This is a genomic window from Facklamia sp. 7083-14-GEN3, assembly GCF_024742075.1.
GTDB lineage: Bacteria > Bacillota > Bacilli > Lactobacillales > Aerococcaceae > Facklamia.
Genome location: NZ_JANSGD010000004.1, coordinates 96,795 through 114,874, shown reverse-complemented (window position 1 = coordinate 114,874; position 18,080 = coordinate 96,795). Strand labels below are relative to the sequence as shown.

The window sequence follows — 18,080 nt, the reverse complement described above, 5'->3', positions numbered from 1 at the left end:
TTGCGATACACTAATCAATGTACAATCTTAAGGAGGTATTTATATGTATGATTTTTTAATGGTAATACTTGTAATAATTTCTACATTTTTATTGACTCAATTAATTAATTGGTGTCAAAAACAAATTGAACGGATTGATTAAGGAGGAATTAATATGATCGCCCTTATTTTTATTATTATCTTACTTTTTTCATATCTCATTTATGCTCTGGTTAATCCAGAAAAGTTTTAATCAATTAGGAGGAGATTCTAATGTGGCAAATTATAGTAACCCTATTAATTTATTTGCTGATGGTTATTCCGGTAGGAAATTACTTGTACCGTATAGCCAGCAATAAAAAAACTTTCGCTGACCCTGTTTTTGACCGAGTAGATAACTTTATATACAAAATAGCTGGTATATCCTATCGTACTCACATGAATTGGAAAAGTTATGCCTTAAGTCTAATCAAAACAAATGCCCTGATGATTTTGGTCACTTATCTTATTTCAAGACTACAAGGCATGACATTGTTTAATCCCAATCAAATTGAAGGTATGGATCCTTCTCTTTCTTTTAATACAGTCATCAGTTTTATGACCAATACCAACTTACAGCACTACTCAGGTGAATCCGGTCTATCTTATTTTTCTCAAATGGCCGTCATCATTTTCATGATGTTCGTCTCTGCCGCAAGTGGTTATGCAGCCTGTGTGGCTTTTATTCGAGGTCTTTCAGGTCACTCAAAAGAGAATATGGGTAACTTCTATGTGGACACGGTTCGTATTACGACACGCATCTTAATTCCCTTCTCTCTAGTAGGTGGATTGTTACTAGTATGGCAAGGCGTTCCGCAAAATTTAAACAGTAATTTAATAGTAGATACACTGGAAGGAACAAAGCAAGTCATTGCAATGGGACCTGTTGCAGCCCTAGAAATTATCAAACACCTTGGAACTAATGGGGGTGGATTCTTAGGCGCCAACTCATCGACCCCAATTGAGAACCCGACCATTATCTCAAACTTGATTGAATTATACTCTATGATGTTACTACCTGGAGCTTGTGTGATTACTTTTGGAAAGATGGTAAGTGAAAGCAAAGCAAATAAGCAAGATAATCTTGTTAAGCAAACAGGCCAAACTTCATTTATCAATAGAGCTTTTGGTAAACAAGGTTTCAGTATTTTCACTGCTATGGGACTTATCTTTGTTCTAGGATTAGCACTATGTTTCTGGGCTGAAAGCCAAGGGAACCCTGTTTTAGCTCAATTAGGCTTGAATCAAGCCATGGGAAGTATGGAAGGAAAAGAACTTCGGTTTGGTATTGCACAATCTGCCCTCTTTACCACAACCACAACTTCCTTTACAACCGGTACTGTTAATAATATGCACGATACACTAACCCCTCTAGGAGGCTTAGTTCCTCTATTACATATGATGTTAAACGTTGTCTTTGGTGGTAAAGGTGTCGGTCTAATGAATATGATTCTATACGCCATCCTTTCTGTCTTTATTTGTGGTTTGATGATTGGTCGTACACCAGAATATTTAGGTAAAAAAATTGAAGGCCGTGAAATGAAGCTGACTGCCCTTTGTATTATCATTCACCCTTTATTGATTCTAGGTTTTTCAGCCTTAGCAATAGGAAGTGATTGGGGAAGAGAAGCTATTACCAATCCAGGTTACCACGGACTCTCACAAATTCTTTATGAATTCTCATCTTCAGCTGCTAATAATGGATCTGGTTTCGAAGGTTTAGCTGACAACACCCTATATTGGAATATCACCACTGGTTTAGTTATGTTTTTCGGCCGCTACTTATCAATTATTATCCAGCTAGCTATTGCCGGCTCATTAATGCGTAAGCAATTCATTAATCAGTCTTCAGGAAGCTTACAGACTAATACAATGTCTTTTGCCCTTATCTTAGTAATGATTGTTTACATTTTTGCAGCCTTAACTTTCTTACCTGTTTTAGTTCTAGGTCCAATAGCTGAGCACCTTACATTATTATCTTAACCTGTAATTGAGGAGGAAAAACGATGTCTCGTAAAACTAACACATTAATTACCAAAGAGATGTTTCAAGAAGCTTTAATTGGCTCATTTAAAAAATTAAATCCTGTTTATATGGTTCAAAATCCAGTGATGTTTGTAGTTGAAATCGGATTTTGCATCACCTTAATCTCTACTTTCTTTCCATCACTATTCTCACACAATGCGAGTGATGAAAATTTACAAATGTATAACTTACTAGTGAGTATTATTTTATTATTAACGATTCTTTTCGCTAATTTTGCTGAATCAATTGCTGAAGGAAGAGGAAAAGCTCAAGCAGCAACCCTTAAGGCAACCCAACAAGCCACAGAAGCTAGACGACTACTAAAGGATGGTTCTGAAGAAGTTGTTTTATCTAATCAACTTAACAAAGGAGATATCGTCCTCGTTTCTGCTGGTGAAGTCATTCCAGGTGACGGAGAAGTCATCGAGGGAGTTGCATCAGTTGATGAATCCGCTATTACTGGAGAATCTGCTCCAGTGGTTAGGGAATCAGGTGGCGATTTCTGCTCGGTTACTGGTGGTACTACCCTTGTATCAGACTGGTTAAAAATTGAAATCACTTCTGAACCCGGAAATAGCTTTTTAGACCGGATGATTGCCTTAGTCGAAGGAGCATCCCGTAAGAAAACACCGAATGAAATTGCTCTTAATACCTTGTTAGTTTCATTAACTATTATTTTCTTGATTGTAATTGTCACCCTTTATCCGATTGCTTTGTATTCAGGAATATCCATTCCAACTTCTACTTTAATTGCTTTAACGGTTTGTTTAATTCCAACTACGATTGGTGGTTTATTATCAGCCATCGGGATTGCAGGAATGGACCGTGTCACACGCTTCAACGTTATTGCCATGTCTGGTAAAGCCGTGGAGTCTTGCGGTGATGTGGACACCATGATTCTTGATAAAACGGGGACTATTACCTATGGGAACCGTCTAGCTGCAGAGATTATTCCTGTAGAAGGTGTTAAACTACCTGACGCACTGCGTTGCGCTGCTTTAACCAGTATGCATGACGATACACCTGAAGGAAAATCAACCCTTGACCTTGCTAGAGAACTAGGCGATGACAGTCAAGAAGAAACTGGCGCTGAATTTGTTCCATTTACAGCTCAAAGTCGTATGAGTGGAGTGGATTTGTCTGATGGTCAGACTCTTCGTAAAGGAGCAATGGACGCAATTGTCACTTACGCAAAAGAGCAAGGAGGTCAAATTCCAAAAGATCTCAATGCATTAGTGGAACGTATTTCAGGCTTGGGTGGAACACCCTTAGTTATGTGTGAAGGCAACCGCATTCTTGGTGTCATTTATTTAAAAGATACAGTTAAAGAAGGCATGGCAGAACGTTTTGAGCGCCTGCGAGAAATCGGTATTAAAACGATTATGTGTACCGGAGATAACCCACTAACAGCCGCTACCATTGCTAAAGAAGCTGGTGTCGATGGTTTCATTGCAGAATGTAAACCTGAAGATAAAATTGAAGTCATTCGTAAAGAACAAGCAGAAGGCAAAATTGTTGCTATGACTGGAGACGGAACAAATGATGCCCCTGCTTTAGCTCAGGCCAATGTTGGCTTAGCCATGAACAGTGGTACTACCGCGGCTAAAGAAGCAGCTAATATGGTGGACTTGGATTCTGATCCAACTAAAATTATTGAAGTAGTAGAAATCGGTAAACAATTATTAATTACAAGAGGAAGCTTAACCACCTTCTCAATTGCTAACGATATCGCTAAATACTTTGCGATTATTCCAGCTATGTTCATGCTTGCGATTCCACAACTCAGCGTTTTAAATATTATGAACTTGGCTACACCTCAAAGTGCCATTCTCTCAGCTTTAATATTTAACGCCATTGTTATCCCTTGCTTAATTCCTTTAGCAATGAAAGGTGTTAAATACCGTCCAATGAGCTCTGGAAGATTATTAGCTAGAAACATGATGATCTATGGCTTAGGTGGGGTGATTACTCCATTCGTTGGAATTAAACTAATCGATATTCTCATTACTCCACTCTTGTCTGGTTTAGGTATGTAGGAGGTTTAAAAATGAATAAACAAAAAATTTCTTTCTGGCAAGATTTTCGTCAAAGTTTGGGACTTACCTTAGTGATGATGGTCGTCTGTGGGTTAGTCTTTCCTCTAGTTTTATCTGGTTTATCCTCTCTTATTTTCCCACATCAAGCTTCAGGTAGTACCGTAGAGCTAGATGGTAAAGTAGTCGGTGTTCAAAATGTAGGCCAAGAATTCACACAAGACTATTTCTTATGGAGCCGCCCTTCAGCCTATCATTACAACGTTTATCAAGAAGACGCCAATGGTCAAGCTCGTTACCTAGATGGTGAGGAATTTGGAGGTCTATCCTCTGGTTCTGCAAACTATGCAGCCTCTAATCCCGACTTAGCTGATCGCGTTTCAATGGATATCGAAAAATTCCTTAAAAAAAATCCGACTGTTAGTGTCGATGAAATTCCAACGGATTTAATGACAGCCTCTGGTTCAGGTTTAGATCCACATATTTCATTAAAGTCTGCTATGATTCAAGTTCCACGAATTGAACAAGCATCAGGCATTTCTGCCAACAAGATCGAAGAAATTATTAAAAATCATACACAGCAGAAAATGTTGGGCTTATTCGGTGAAGAAACCGTGAATGTTCTTTTAGTCAATAAAGATATTGCAAGTAATATGAACAAATAATTTTTTCAAACCTTAAGTCAAACTATTTGAAATTAACAAATTAAAGATTTAATCTTTGATTATATACTATTAAAGGAGGTTTTTATAATGTCAGAAGAAAAGAAAAATGCGAAATTAGAGAAGTTATCAGGTAACGTTAAAGAAACGATTGGAAAAGTTACAGATAATAAAGAATTACAATCTGAAGGTATGGTAGAAAAAGTTAAAGGTACCGTTAAAGAAGGTATTGAAGACGTTAAAGATGCTGTCGACGGATTAAAAAAAGGGTTAAACGATAAAAAATAATTATAAAATTTAAAAAAGCATCAGGCCTCTAAAGAAACCCTGATGCTTTTTTAAATATATTTTTAACTAAATAAAACTAAAACCTCTTTGTAAGTTGAACTTTCAAAAAAAACAAATATTAACTTAATTACTAACAAATTTTATATTTAAACCAGATAAACATTAGTTTAGCTGACTTTGATAAACTTCTTACACCAAGCAGAAAGTAAATCAGAAAAATAAACCATAATCAGATAGCAAAGTAAGTATAGTGTAATATCAGTATATCGGAAAAAGCTCATGGCTAAACGAAATTGCATCCCTAAACCACCGGCTCCAACTATACCGACTATCAAAGACGCTCGAATTATATTTTCAAATCGATACAAAATATAGTTTAATGTTTTAGGCATTAGTTCTGGAATCAAGCCATATAAAAATACTTGCCAGGTACTTGCTCCATTCACGATCATATTTTGAATGGGCCGATCATCCATATCTTCGATGAGTTCAGCAACGAGCTTACCCAAAATACCAAAATTATGTAAAGCTAAAGCTAAAGCTCCTGGTAAAAGACCCGGTTTAAAAAAATAGAGTAAAATCATTGCCCACAATAACTCTGGTACTGCTCGACCTATGAGAAACAAAAAACGTCCTACATGAAAAAGTGGCCAATAATACCATCTTTTCCTATAAGTCAACTCCCCTGAAACTACATTGCGTGCAGTAGGAAACACAATCACCAGCATTCCTAACGTTGCAAAACCAATAGCGACGATAGACATAACAAATGTTTCGGCAGACAGCTTAAGAGCTACTGTCCAATCTTTAGGATCAAGGTAAGCTACCTTCTCTTTACCAATACCTAAAAGGTTTTTAATAAATTTTTGTAAGTATATATTGTTCTTACTAGTAAAAATTGCAAACAAATCATTTTCATGATTCAAATAGATAAAAATCCATGAGATAGAAATGAGAAACAAAAGCATCCAAAATGAATTTCGTATAAAGTTTGATCGTTTCTTAAAATCTTTCACGATAAAATCCTCCTAATTCTAGCGCTCCATTGATCGATAACAAAAATCAATAGAATAAGAAAGATTAAATAAGTCCAAACTTCTTCAAAACGCATATCTTGTAATGCCATTTGGATCCTAAAGCCAATTCCTCCTAGACCTACAAATGATAGGACAGACGAGGATCGAATAGCACATTCTAAACGGTACATCGTATAACTCAGCATATTAGGAAAGGCATTTGGTAGATAACCATATATAAATAGCTGAAAACGATTAGCTCCCGCCTCTTGTAACGCATTCAAAGGCTCTTGAGGAACTTCCTCCAAATGATCCGCATAAATTTTTCCTAAATAACCGATATAAGGAATTGATAAAGCAAAAATACCTGCTAAAGGATTTAACCCTATTGCCGCTACGAACATCCAGGCCCAAACGAGTTCGTGGATTGCTCTTAAGAAGCCAATTATCATTCTAGCAATCAAGCGAATTGTTGAATTTTTAATTAAAACACCTGCTGCTAAAACAGCCATGAGCATTGCAAATATAATAGCTATTGAAACAGCAATTAAAGCATATGAAAATGTTGTCCATAAGGCTTCAATTGCAAGCATTAGGGTCTCTAATCTAAGATCTAAATGAATCATAGATCTTAACATGCGCTGGGCCATATCGAGACCGCCACTATTTATAACCCCATTACTCCATGGGATGATGAAAAGGCTAGATAAAAAAATCAGAAGTAACGCTATTGAGAGAATTTCCCTTTGGTTTTTTTCTACAAGCTTACTCATCTTTTTTCACCTCGTATAACTCTTTGAGTATGTTTTCTTCTATTTCATCAGTCTTTTTATCAAAAAGAATTCGTCCGCCACGGATTCCAATAATTCTAGAAAAAAACTCTAAAGATAGGTCGACAGAATGCATTGAAGCAATGAGTGTTCTTTGATCTTCTCTAACTAATTGATTCAAAAGATTTAATACAATCCTAGCATTATTTGGATCTAATGATGAAACAGGTTCATCTGCTAAGATTATTTTAGGATCTTGTACTAATAAGCGGGCAATCGCAACACGTTGTTGCTCTCCACCCGATAAATTGGCAGTCATTTCATTTATTTTATCTGACATACCCACTTTTTTTAAGGCCAATTGTGCGATTTTTAAGTCTTGGGTCTTAAATAGTGAGAGCAATGACTTGAAGGTTCCCCATTCATTAAAACGTCCTACTAAGACATTGTTTATTACACTTAAATTATTCACCAAGTCAAATTGTTGCCGCAATATACCAACCAGTTTTGCATATTCTTTCTGATTGACGTACTTATCTATATTTTGACTTGCTAATTCAATTTTACCTTGGTCTGCCTGAAGCGTTCTCGTTAATAAATTCATTAAAGTTGACTTACCTGACCCAGAGGGTCCTAATAAAGCAATCCGCTCTCCCTCTCTCGCTTCAAAAGAAATCTCCCTTAAAGCGAACAGGTCACCAAATTGCTTGGTAACCTGTTCTAATGAAATAATTTTTTTATCTATCAATTTGTCACCTACTCAATTAAACCTAGGTCTTTAGCTACTTTTTCAATATTCTCATAATTTTCATTGTTTGTTTCGATAAACTTATCTGTCGATAACAAGTCTAACATTTCAGAGTCCTCTGTTTTGATATTTAACAGGTCATCTTTGATTTTCTCTTTCATTCCTTCACCAAATTTCGCATCGACATCACCTACTGTCCAATTATAATCATAATACTCAGGTGTAACAAAGAATGCTTCTACCTTATCTTCATTAACTTCACCTTTTTCTAACGCTTGCTCCCAATATTGTTGATTAACAGCACCTGCTTTAACTGTTCCAGCTTCTACTAAAGCAATCGTCTTATCATGTGAACCTGAGTAAAGAGGTTCTCCATCGAAGTCTTCTTCCGGATTAATTCCAACTTCAGATAAAAAGTAGCGCGGCATTAAATGACCTGAGGTCGAAGATTCAGAACCAAATGCGAAAGACTGTCCTTTCAAATCTTCTAACTCTTTAATGTCCAGTCCTTTTTGTTTTATAAAATACGATTTAAACTGGGCATCCATTGGACGTTGAGCAATTGCTTCTGCCTCGGGTACTAATGAACGAGCTTGAACTCCCGTTAAACCACCAAACCATACCAGATCAATTTCACCTCGTTCAAAAGCTGTTACAACTGAAGCATAATCTGTTACAGGAACATACTCTACTTTCATTTCTAATTCTTCAGATAAATATTCTGCAAAAGAATCAAAGCCTCGAGTTAATTCTGTTTGATCAAAGTCGGGAATGGCAGATATTTTTAAAACCTGTTCGTCCTCTGCTTCTACTTTATTAATGGGCATTATATTCACTAAGAAAGTTACAAATAATGTGATTGATGTTAAAATACTAATAATTTTTTTCATCTTAATTCCTCCTTCATTTCTTCGCTACTATGATAACGTTATGTTAAGTAGCTAATAAGAAGTTTTTTCCTACTAGTATGCATCTTAGCACATATTATATTGACTACCTAGAATACTGGGTTAATCATTATTCAGACTTTCTGATAAATATAGCTAATTTATCAGAAAATCTAATAATAAAAAAGAGCGATTTATCTATTAAAATAGATCAATCGCTCATTAAGATATTTAATTTAATTCCAAAGCTCTCTCAACATAGTTAGTTATAATGCGGTCCACACCCGCATCAATCATCATCTGGATATGATCAGCTTCATTCACTGTGTATGTGTTAATTTCGACTCCCTGACGATGACATTCTTCAATATCTTCTGGATCTAAAGTCACAAAGGCAGGATGATAATGACCGACACCGTGCTCTTTACAGTATTTACCTGGGTTTAGTTGACCCGACGCCGTTAAAAAGCCGTATTCAATTTTACTATCACCTGCTAGGCGCATAAAATCACGCACACTATGGTGATTAAAAGACGAAATCAAAACACGATCTTCTAATTTAAATTCCCTGATTAATTCTAAAACCTTAATATTTAAACCCTCATAGCGAAAAATATTTGTTTTTAACTCAATATTAACTTTAATATCTAGAGGCTGCATCCATTCAAAAAATTCGCGCAAGAGAGGTATTTGAATATCACTAGATGAGCTAACTTGAGTGTGTTGAAATTGAGCATAATAATTATACTGCCGCAATTCGGTTAAGGTCATATCTTTTACATAGCCACTACCTGTTGAAGTGCGATCAATTGATTCATCATGAATGATAACAACCTCTTGGTCTTTAGTTAAATGGACATCTAGCTCAATACCCTCAATTGGAAACTTTGCTGCTTCTTTAAAAGCTAGCATGGTGTTTTCAGGATACTTTGCCGAGTATCCTCGATGCGCAATAATTTTAGCCATTATTTATCAAAGTCCTCTCCAATCATTCGATCCAGAATCGATGATTCTGTTATTTTATCGAACAACATGATTTTATTTAAGTCCAACTGAACTTGAACTTCTTCACCAATTTTAACGGGACGAGCCGGTGAAAAGCGAGCCACTAATTCACGACTAGAAGTAGGATGGTCGAAATATACAAAAGTATCAGAGCCTACTTGCTCAACATTCTTAGCTACTACGTTTAAACCTGAGGTATTTAGGCCCTCAGCCTTATGGTGCATATCTTCAGGTCGAATACCTATATAGACTTCTTGTCCTTCTACTGAAACTTTTAATTGATCTTTAACTGCATCAGACAAGATAAATGATTTATCCGCAATTTGCAGAACTACTTCCCCATTTTCACTGATTAATCTGCCATTAAACATATTAATCATCGGTGACCCTATAAATTCAGCAACAAACTTATTACAAGGATTATAATACAAATTAGCAGGCGTGTCATATTGTTCGATATTTCCAGCGTTCATAACCGCTATTCGCGTCCCCATAGTCATGGCCTCTGTTTGATCGTGGGTGACATAAACAAAGGTTGTTCCTAACTCGCGGTGTAATTGCGTAATTTCAGACCGCATAGATACCCGTAGTTTAGCATCCAAGTTGGATAAAGGCTCATCTAGTAGAAAAACTTTAGGATTTCGAACCATGGCTCGTCCTAACGCCACTCTTTGACGTTGACCTCCTGATAAAGCCCCTGGTTTCTTATCAAGCAATTCAGTTAACTGGAGGGCATTAGCTACTTGTTCTACCCGTAAATGGCGATCCTTTTTACTAATCCCATTCATTTTCATTGAGAAACCCATGTTATCACGAACATTCATATGTGGGTATAGTGCGTATGACTGAAAAACCATGGCAATATCACGGTCTTTGGGTTGCAAGTTATTTACCCTTAAATCCCCTATCCATAATTCTCCTTCTGAAATGCTCTCAAGACCCGCAATCATTCTTAAAGTGGTAGACTTACCGCATCCAGAAGGACCTACAAGCACGATAAACTCTTTATCTTCAATTTCTAAATCAATATTATTGACTGCCTTAAAGCCATCATCATAAATTTTAGCAACTTTTCTTAAACTTAATTTTGCCATAAAACTCTCTCCTTATCCTTTCACCGCTCCGGCCGTAAGACCTTTTACCATATTCCTTGATCCAACAATGAAAATAAGCAGACTTGGTACCATACAGATCATAACTCCTGCTACCATTAAAACTAGCGATTGGGAATCTACTGAATTCAGCATGCTTATACCTATCTGAACGGTACGATTTTGATCATTATTGGTAACCAAAAGCGGCCACATATACATATTCCAACCTGAAAGAAAAGATTGAACAGACATGGCGCCTAAAGTTGGTTTAATTAAAGGCATTAAAATCGTTAAAACAAAGCGGAAATCGTTACAACCATCTACCTTGGCCGCTTCATAAACTTCATAGGGAAAGTTTTGCAAGGCTTGCACACACAGGAAAATATTAAAGGCTGAAATGATAAAAGGAATGATTAAAACATATAAGGAGTCATTCCATCCCCAAGAGGAAACCATTAAAAATTGTGAGATAATAACGGCCTCACCTGGAATCATCATGGTGGATAGAATTAAGGCATAAATAATCCCTTTCCCTTTAAATTTCAAAAAACGAAAAGCAAAGGCTGCTAGCACAGAAGTGATTAATTGACTGACCGTGATGGAGACTGCAACAATCATTGAATTCCTAATATAAGTTCCAATCGGTGCCATTTCAAAGACATCGATAAAATTAGTCAAAGTAGGGTTTTTAGGAAACCAAATACTTTCAGGGTCGTATAATTCTCCAGAAGGTTTAATGGACATCATTAACCCATATAATAGAGGGGAAAGCACAATCAATAGCATGACAACATTTAAAAGTAAACGCAATATACTCCATACGGTGATTGGTTTACGTCTTCTTGTAACTTTCTTTTTCTTACTTTCTTTTATTATTTCTGCCACTATGCCCTCTCCTTTCCACGAATTTTAAACATAATAATGGTTAAGATCATAACAATTAAAAATAAGATTACCGATTCTGCTGAAGCATAACCGTAACGGTAATTCATAAAAGCATTCCGATAAATATCATAGACAATCACATTGGATGCTTGTCCAGGACCACCTTTTGTTAAAATATTAATTTGGCCAAATCCTTGAAAGGCATTAATAACATTAGTTACAATCACAAAAAATAAAGTTGGCTTTAATGAAGGAATGGTTATATAAATAAATTTTTTTATACCATTTGCTCCATCAATGGAAGCTGATTCATACAGGGAGTCGTCGATACTCGCTAGACCTGACGAAAAGTATAAAAAATTCATCCCTGAATTCAACCAACCAGTTAAGATACCAACGACTAATAAGGCGCTCCCTGGCTGAGAGAGATAGTTAATATAAGTTCCTAAAATCCGGTTCACAATCCCGACCGTTGGATTTAACATCACTTGAAAAATCATTGCAATTCCGGCAGATGCAATCGCCATTGGCATGGCGTATGAAGTTGAAAAAAGTTTAATCCCTGGAAATGTTTTTTGACATAAAAGAGCTGTAATAAACCCTAACACAACCCCCACAATAACCACGATGACAACAAATTTAAAAGACACCACCACACTATTCCAAAAGCTTTCACTTGAAAAAAGTTCTGCATAATTCCCTAAACCAAGATACTCTGCATTTTGACCTAAATTATTAGTCAAAAATAAACTCCGATAAATGGTCTGAAAGAATGGCCAGAACATAAATATAGATAAAACTATAATCGCAGGGAGTAAATACCCATATCCCTTTATTTTTTCCCACAGACTTCTCTGTTGCTCGATTATTACAATTTCTTCCATCTTCCCACCTCTTCCAATGAAAATCCTTACACATAAAAAATCGAGAGAACACCAATAATGAAGCTCTCTCGATTATCTAAACTTTTAATTCATTAAATTATTGGTTTGCTTTATTGTAATTTTCAATCGCTTTATTGATTTGATCTGCCATAGCTTGTGCAGCTGACTTAGGATCAGTTTCACCATTAATCACTTTTTCTAATTCATTTTCAAAAACTTGACGTGCTTCTTGAGCAACCCCTGCTAAAGCTCCTTGATCATCTGCTGTCGAATCATGCAACTGATCAATCGCTGTCTGGAATTGAGGAAATTCTTCTAAATTGTCTTTAAAGTTTTGCTCATCATGAGCAGCTAAGTTAACAGGGAAGTATCCTGTATCAACATTCCATTGAGCTTGAGAAGTAGGCGATACTAAGAATTGAATAAAGTCCCAAGCTGCATCTTTTTTAGCCTCATCATCTGATTCAATCATCCACAGAGAAGCTCCACCGATAGATACGCCACCTTTATCGTCTGAATCGATACCAGGGTAATAGGCAGTTCCGATTTCAAAACGACCATCTACTTCTGTTAACAATTGACGTAAACTTGCTGTTGACCCAAAAGTAATAGCTGATTGACCTGCTATAAATTCTGGATGTCCTCCCTCACGACCTACGTTAGGCATAACACCCGCATCTACGCCATTTTTCCACATCGTCAAAATCTTTTCCATGCCTCCATTTTCAATAAAGGCTACCGATTCAGGTGCGCCATCGCGTCCATTCGCATGGTCAAAGATTTCTTTTTCCATTTTGTTAAACCATTGATCAATCCACCAACCATAGATTCCGATAGAAGCTGGCATAGCTGCTCCTGCTTCTTGTAATTTAGGTCCAATTTCAATTAACTCTTCTAGGGTTGTTGGAACTTCCACCCCAGCTTTATCAAAAAGATCTTTATTATAGTACATTAAAGGGGTTGAGTTATTGAAAGGCATTGAATTTAATTGATCATTAATGGTGAAATAAGCTAATAAGTTCGGCTCTAAAAGGTCCAAATCAAAATCTGTCTTATCCACATAATCTTGAATTGGAACAGTCAAACCTGAATCAATCATAAAGGTGGTTCCAACTTCAAATACTTGGACCACATCTGCACCTACTTCTGATCCTGAAGCTGAAGAACGTAATTTTGTTAATGTTTCGTCATAAGATCCTTGATACTGTGCTTCAACTTCTACAGCATCTTGAGATTCATTGTATTGATCCACTAATTTTTGTAAGGCTTCTCCGACTGATCCACCCATTCCATGCCAGAATGATAACTTAACTGGTTCTGCAGCTTGGACTGTTTGAGTTAAAGGTAATACGCTCGCTACTGACATTGAAGCTGATAGTAAGCCTACCATCAATTTCTTCATTACTTTTTTCATGATGCTTCCTCCTTTGTTATCGATCTTTTTAATGACCGTTGACAAAAATATAGCATGCTAGTATTAACTTTAAGTAAATTAATCGTAAATTCTTTGTAAATTTACATACAAACTTTTCATCAAATAAAAAAAACCACCTTTATAAGGTGGAAGATTACAGTATATCGAAAACCATTTTCAAGGCGCCTATGATACTAAATATACTAAAGATAATTTTTATCCATGTTGGCATGTCACTAAATCTTTTATGCAATTGATCTCCTCCAAACATTCAACATATCTTTATGTTGATCAGTAAATTAATATGTATAAATGTAAATATACTTAATATCATCAAGCTTTCATAACGATTTTTAACTATACATTATTCTGTTTTTTTAGTCAATAACAACTGATGAGTTATCGGTTATTTTTATTTCAAACAAAAAAACACTCATAATAGAGTGTCATCTTGATTATATATTAGTCAAGTAGTGCTATTTTTAGAGATGATTGTCAAAAAATTCTAAAAAATAGAGAATTCAAACAGAAATAAAAAGGCACATGACTTCATCACTTATAGCTGCTACCTTCCGGTCCTGACTCGGTTCGTGAATCCATCATTGCCTTCTAAAATTATAACATGGATGGTTCAGTTTGTAAAACTCCAGCTTTAAAAGCTAAATTTACCTCTTCCCTGTGCATAAGTCTGTGTATAAACCAGCTTTTGCACAAATTCCTGTGGGTATCTTCTTATTTCGCTTCGTTTTTCTTCTTAGCTTTTTTCTTTTGTCGCAGTTGTCTAAAGAAATCAGACATCATCTGACTACATTCTTCTTCTAAAACTCCTTCAATAACTTCCACTTGATGATTAAAGCGTTCCTCTTGTAATAAATTCATTAAACTGCCACTACAACCCCCTTTAGGATCTCTGGCAGCAAAAATTACTTGGTCGAGTCTCGCTAATACACAAGCTCCAGCACACATTGGACAAGGTTCTAAAGTAACATATAATTTAGCACCTTGAAGCCGCCATGCTTGTAACCGTTCATTGGCTTGTCTAATCGCTAATATTTCAGCATGACCTGTGGCTTGGTGCTGACTTTCTCTAATATTAAATCCTCTTCCAATGATTTCTTCATTAAATACAACTACTGCACCGATCGGCACCTCGCCAATTGCCTCAGCTTTTTTCGCTTCCTTAATTGCTTCAAGCATCCATTTTTTATGCTGGGCTTGTTGATTTGAATCCAACTCTTTAAATAATAAATTCTCCATTCACTGACTCCTATTTAAATAAAAGTATTTCAAATTAAAAAGCAACCTTCATCTTTAGGTTGCTTTTGACTTTATATATATCCGTAATTATTAAAACAGATTATGCATTTTTTCGCCAGCATCATCAGCTAGTTCTTTAGCACGGTTAATAATCTGAATAAACCCTTCACTCATTTGAGATTGAGTTGCTTTAGTCTTATTAGCAATACCTACTAAAGTATTTACCTCTTCATCAGAAAGGTCATTTACGATATTTACTAAATGATCGGATCCTTTTAATTGATGCTTTACATAAGCCTTGACTTTCTCACGGTTAATCATGCCTCTTACACGCTCATTCGCATCATCATCTAGATAGGCATAAAGGATAACTCCTGTAACGGCTGCAACAATTGCTGTACCAGCGATAATATTTGTCAGTCTATTCTTCTTATTTAACATAATATATTCCACCTCTTTATTAATATCTTTTATTCCTCTAAACCTTATCACTAAATAAGCTAAATAGATAGTAAAATGCTTTCATTTTTCGCTAAGTTCTTTATTACTTTAATCTATTAAATAGTAGCCGAATAAGCTAGTCTTACTCGGCTACTATTCTTAATAACGGTATAATTTTTTATTTTGAACGGTTATTAATCCGAATGGATCCTGAGCGCCCACCAATCGTTATATTATCTCCTAAAGCTATATCCCCATTCAACAACATTTCACTTAATTCATCTTCAATTTGTTTTTGAATGGCTCGACGGATCGGACGCGCTCCATATTCTGGATCAAATCCTGCTTTCGCTATAATATCGATTGCCGTATCTGTTATACGAGCATTAATTTCTAATTCATCTAATCGTTTAACAATCTCATCGGTTTGAAGTTTAACAATTTCTTTAATATGCTCTTTATCCAATGAGTGGAAGACGATTGTTTCATCAATTCGGTTTAAAAACTCAGGACGAAAGGCACGTTTTAACTCTTCTAAAATACGATTTTCCATCGCTTCAAAGTCATCGGCAAAGTTTACAGCTCCAAAGCCAACTGACTTTTCGTCGCGAAGAGCAGTAGCCCCTATATTAGAAGTCATAATAATAATCGTATTTCTAAAGTCTACACGACGCCCTTTACCATCTGTTAAATGTCCATCATCAAAGACCTGTAATAAAATATTAAAGACATCTGGATGTGCCTTCTCAATTTCATCTAGTAGAATGACTGAATATGGCTTTTGACGTACTTTTTCAGTTAATTGCCCGGATTCGTCATAACCAACATATCCTGGAGGAGAGCCAACTAGTCGAGAGACTGCATGTTTCTCCATATACTCGGACATATCGACACGAATCATATTATCTTGCGAACCAAACATAGAGTTAGCTAATGTTTTGGCTAATTCTGTTTTTCCAACCCCTGTCGGTCCTAAGAATAAGAAAGAGCCAATCGGTCTTTGTGGACTCTTCAGCCCTGAGCGAGCACGACGTATAGCACGAGCTACTGAAGATACAGCTGAATCCTGTCCTATCACGCGTTCATGTAACTCAGCTTCTAAATGAACTAAACGTTTAGCTTCAGCTACATCCATTTGATAAATTGGCACACCCGTTGCCAAAGCCGTTACTTCAGCGACATGTTCAGCTGTTACTTTTGGATAGGTTAATTCTGTTTGCTTATTTTCTTTCTTGGCTTTTTTGTTAGCCTTTTCAATAACTTTTTCTAAATCTTGTTCTTCTTTTCGAATATCTGCCGCTAATTCAAAATTGCGGTCGAGAATAGCTTGTTCTTTCCGATTAGCTAGACTTTTCTGTTTCAACTCTAATTCGGCCAAATTATTGGTTTGGTTACCTTCTTCAATTCTTACTTTAGCCGAAGCCTCATCAATTAAATCGACTGCCTTATCAGGCAACTTACGTTCATTCATATAGCGTGAAGATAATTTGACTGCCGCTTCAATCGCTTCATCAGTGATCTCCACATGATGATGTTTTTCATATTTAGACCTTAACCCTGTAATAATTTGAATGGATTCAGATGGAGTAGGTTCTTCAATCACAATTTTAGAAAATCGACGTTCTAATGCGGAATCTTTTTCAATATGCTTTTGATACTCATCAAAAGTTGTAGCTCCTACCGTTTGGATTTCTCCTCTGGCTAAAGCTGGCTTAAGAATATTAGCCGCATCAATTGCGCCTTCTGCTCCTCCAGCTCCAATCAATGTATGAAGCTCATCTATAAAAAGAATTACTTTACCATCTTGAGAAATTTCTTCGATGATTTTTTTCATTCTTTCTTCAAATTCGCCTCGATACTTAGTACCCGCAACTAAAGCAGCGGTATCTAACATCATTAGACGTTTCTCAGCAATTTCGCTAGGAACTTTCCCTGTTGCCATTGCTTGAGCTAATCCTTCGGCAATCGCTGTCTTACCAACACCCGGTTCTCCAACAAGAACAGGATTGTTTTTCGTTCTACGGGAAATAATTTGTATCATTCGCCGTATCTCATCTTCACGTCCAATCACAGGATCGAGTTTACCATCTCGAGCTAACTGTGTTAAATCTCTAGAAACGCCATCGAGTGTAGGTGTGGAAGATTGATTATTAGTTGCTTGTTGACGTCGTCCTCTTTTACTTTGGCTATCTGAGCGTTTTTGCTGATTGATCCCAATTTCTTCAAAGATTCCTTTGCGTAATTCTGCCAGATTTATCCCTATATTTTTCAGCAAAACAGTAGCTAATATTTCTTCTTTTAGCAAACCTAAAAGTAAATGCTCTGTCCCCACTTTTGGAGCACCAAGACGCTTAGCATCACTCGAAGCATTCATTATTATTTTTTTTGCTCGTGGAGAGTATGGAATAACTACTTCTCCCCGTCTACCTGCTTTTAGGCTTTTACCATGAATCATTTCTAATTCGTCTAGGAGCACTGTATATTCTGCTCCATAATCTCTCAAAACTTTACCAGCAATGCCATTTTCTTCACGGGCTAATCCTAACAAAATGTGTTCCGTACCAACGGCTTGATGGTGGAAAACATACGCATGCTCAGCTGCAAACATCATGGCTTGTCGTGCGCTTTCTGTGAATAATTCTTCAAACATTTT

The 18,080-nt window shown here is 36.3% G+C and carries 17 protein-coding genes and 1 other RNA gene; 5 read left to right on the top strand and 13 right to left on the bottom strand.

Annotated features, from left to right (window positions below; translation table 11 throughout):
* Positions 1–154 precede the first annotated feature (154 nt).
* The 5 genes from kdpF to NW240_RS08015 all read left to right on the top strand — a co-directional run bounded on the left by kdpF (position 155) and on the right by NW240_RS08015 (position 5,026).
* Positions 155–232, top strand: coding sequence for a K(+)-transporting ATPase subunit F (gene kdpF / locus NW240_RS08580; RefSeq protein WP_396134620.1), 78 nt, complete (start codon positions 155–157; stop codon positions 230–232).
* A gap of 20 nt (positions 233–252) precedes the next feature.
* Positions 253–2,001 (top strand): potassium-transporting ATPase subunit KdpA, encoded by a 1,749-nt coding sequence (locus NW240_RS08030; RefSeq protein ID WP_258437037.1) that lies wholly within the window; start codon positions 253–255, stop codon positions 1,999–2,001.
* A gap of 23 nt (positions 2,002–2,024) precedes the next feature.
* Positions 2,025–4,079 (top strand): potassium-transporting ATPase subunit KdpB, encoded by a 2,055-nt coding sequence (kdpB, locus tag NW240_RS08025; protein ID WP_258437036.1) that lies wholly within the window; start codon positions 2,025–2,027, stop codon positions 4,077–4,079.
* A gap of 11 nt (positions 4,080–4,090) precedes the next feature.
* Complete coding sequence (gene kdpC / locus NW240_RS08020) at positions 4,091–4,741, top strand: K(+)-transporting ATPase subunit C (RefSeq protein WP_258437035.1); 651 nt, start codon at positions 4,091–4,093, stop codon at positions 4,739–4,741.
* A gap of 87 nt (positions 4,742–4,828) precedes the next feature.
* Complete coding sequence (locus tag NW240_RS08015; protein ID WP_258437034.1) at positions 4,829–5,026, top strand: CsbD family protein; 198 nt, start codon at positions 4,829–4,831, stop codon at positions 5,024–5,026.
* Positions 5,027–5,193: 167 nt separating this feature from the next.
* Here the strand turns inward: NW240_RS08015 and NW240_RS08010 are convergent, their stop codons facing one another.
* The 13 genes from NW240_RS08010 to NW240_RS07950 all read right to left on the bottom strand — a co-directional run bounded on the left by NW240_RS08010 (position 5,194) and on the right by NW240_RS07950 (position 18,077).
* Positions 5,194–6,042 (bottom strand): ABC transporter permease, encoded by an 849-nt coding sequence (locus NW240_RS08010; RefSeq protein WP_258437033.1) that lies wholly within the window; start codon positions 6,040–6,042, stop codon positions 5,194–5,196.
* A complete protein-coding gene (locus NW240_RS08005; protein WP_258437032.1) occupies positions 6,039–6,815 on the bottom strand; it encodes an ABC transporter permease in 777 nt (258 codons plus the stop codon). Before NW240_RS08005 ends, NW240_RS08010 begins: the two co-directional genes overlap by 4 nt.
* Positions 6,808–7,560 (bottom strand): phosphonate ABC transporter ATP-binding protein, encoded by a 753-nt coding sequence (locus NW240_RS08000; protein WP_258437031.1) that lies wholly within the window; start codon positions 7,558–7,560, stop codon positions 6,808–6,810. Before NW240_RS08000 ends, NW240_RS08005 begins: the two co-directional genes overlap by 8 nt.
* An 8-nt stretch (positions 7,561–7,568) precedes the next feature.
* Positions 7,569–8,450 (bottom strand): putative selenate ABC transporter substrate-binding protein, encoded by an 882-nt coding sequence (locus NW240_RS07995; protein ID WP_258437030.1) that lies wholly within the window; start codon positions 8,448–8,450, stop codon positions 7,569–7,571.
* Positions 8,451–8,678: 228 nt separating this feature from the next.
* Positions 8,679–9,413 (bottom strand): glycerophosphodiester phosphodiesterase, encoded by a 735-nt coding sequence (locus NW240_RS07990; protein ID WP_258437029.1) that lies wholly within the window; start codon positions 9,411–9,413, stop codon positions 8,679–8,681.
* Positions 9,413–10,546, bottom strand: a complete 1,134-nt coding sequence (locus NW240_RS07985; RefSeq protein ID WP_258437027.1) for an ABC transporter ATP-binding protein — start codon at positions 10,544–10,546, stop codon at positions 9,413–9,415. The genes NW240_RS07990 and NW240_RS07985 overlap by 1 nt, the downstream gene beginning before the upstream one ends.
* Before the next feature lie 12 nt (positions 10,547–10,558).
* Complete coding sequence (locus NW240_RS07980) at positions 10,559–11,431, bottom strand: carbohydrate ABC transporter permease (protein ID WP_258437025.1); 873 nt, start codon at positions 11,429–11,431, stop codon at positions 10,559–10,561.
* The gene (locus tag NW240_RS07975) at positions 11,431–12,315 is read right to left on the bottom strand and encodes a carbohydrate ABC transporter permease (protein WP_258437023.1); all 885 of its coding nucleotides are present in this window, start codon (positions 12,313–12,315) and stop codon (positions 11,431–11,433) included. The genes NW240_RS07980 and NW240_RS07975 overlap by 1 nt, the downstream gene beginning before the upstream one ends.
* 97 nt (positions 12,316–12,412) lie before the next feature.
* Complete coding sequence (locus NW240_RS07970) at positions 12,413–13,729, bottom strand: ABC transporter substrate-binding protein (protein ID WP_258437022.1); 1,317 nt, start codon at positions 13,727–13,729, stop codon at positions 12,413–12,415.
* Between the two features lie 527 nt (positions 13,730–14,256).
* Positions 14,257–14,343, bottom strand: an RNA gene (gene ffs, locus NW240_RS07965) — signal recognition particle sRNA small type.
* 118 nt (positions 14,344–14,461) lie between these two features.
* Positions 14,462–14,986 (bottom strand): tRNA adenosine(34) deaminase TadA, encoded by a 525-nt coding sequence (tadA, locus tag NW240_RS07960; RefSeq protein ID WP_258437021.1) that lies wholly within the window; start codon positions 14,984–14,986, stop codon positions 14,462–14,464.
* Positions 14,987–15,076: 90 nt separating this feature from the next.
* On the bottom strand, positions 15,077–15,427 hold the full coding sequence (locus NW240_RS07955) for a hypothetical protein (RefSeq protein ID WP_258437020.1): 351 nt from the start codon (positions 15,425–15,427) through the stop codon (positions 15,077–15,079).
* Between the two features lie 178 nt (positions 15,428–15,605).
* On the bottom strand, positions 15,606–18,077 hold the full coding sequence (locus tag NW240_RS07950; protein WP_258437018.1) for an ATP-dependent Clp protease ATP-binding subunit: 2,472 nt from the start codon (positions 18,075–18,077) through the stop codon (positions 15,606–15,608).
* Positions 18,078–18,080 lie beyond the last annotated feature (3 nt).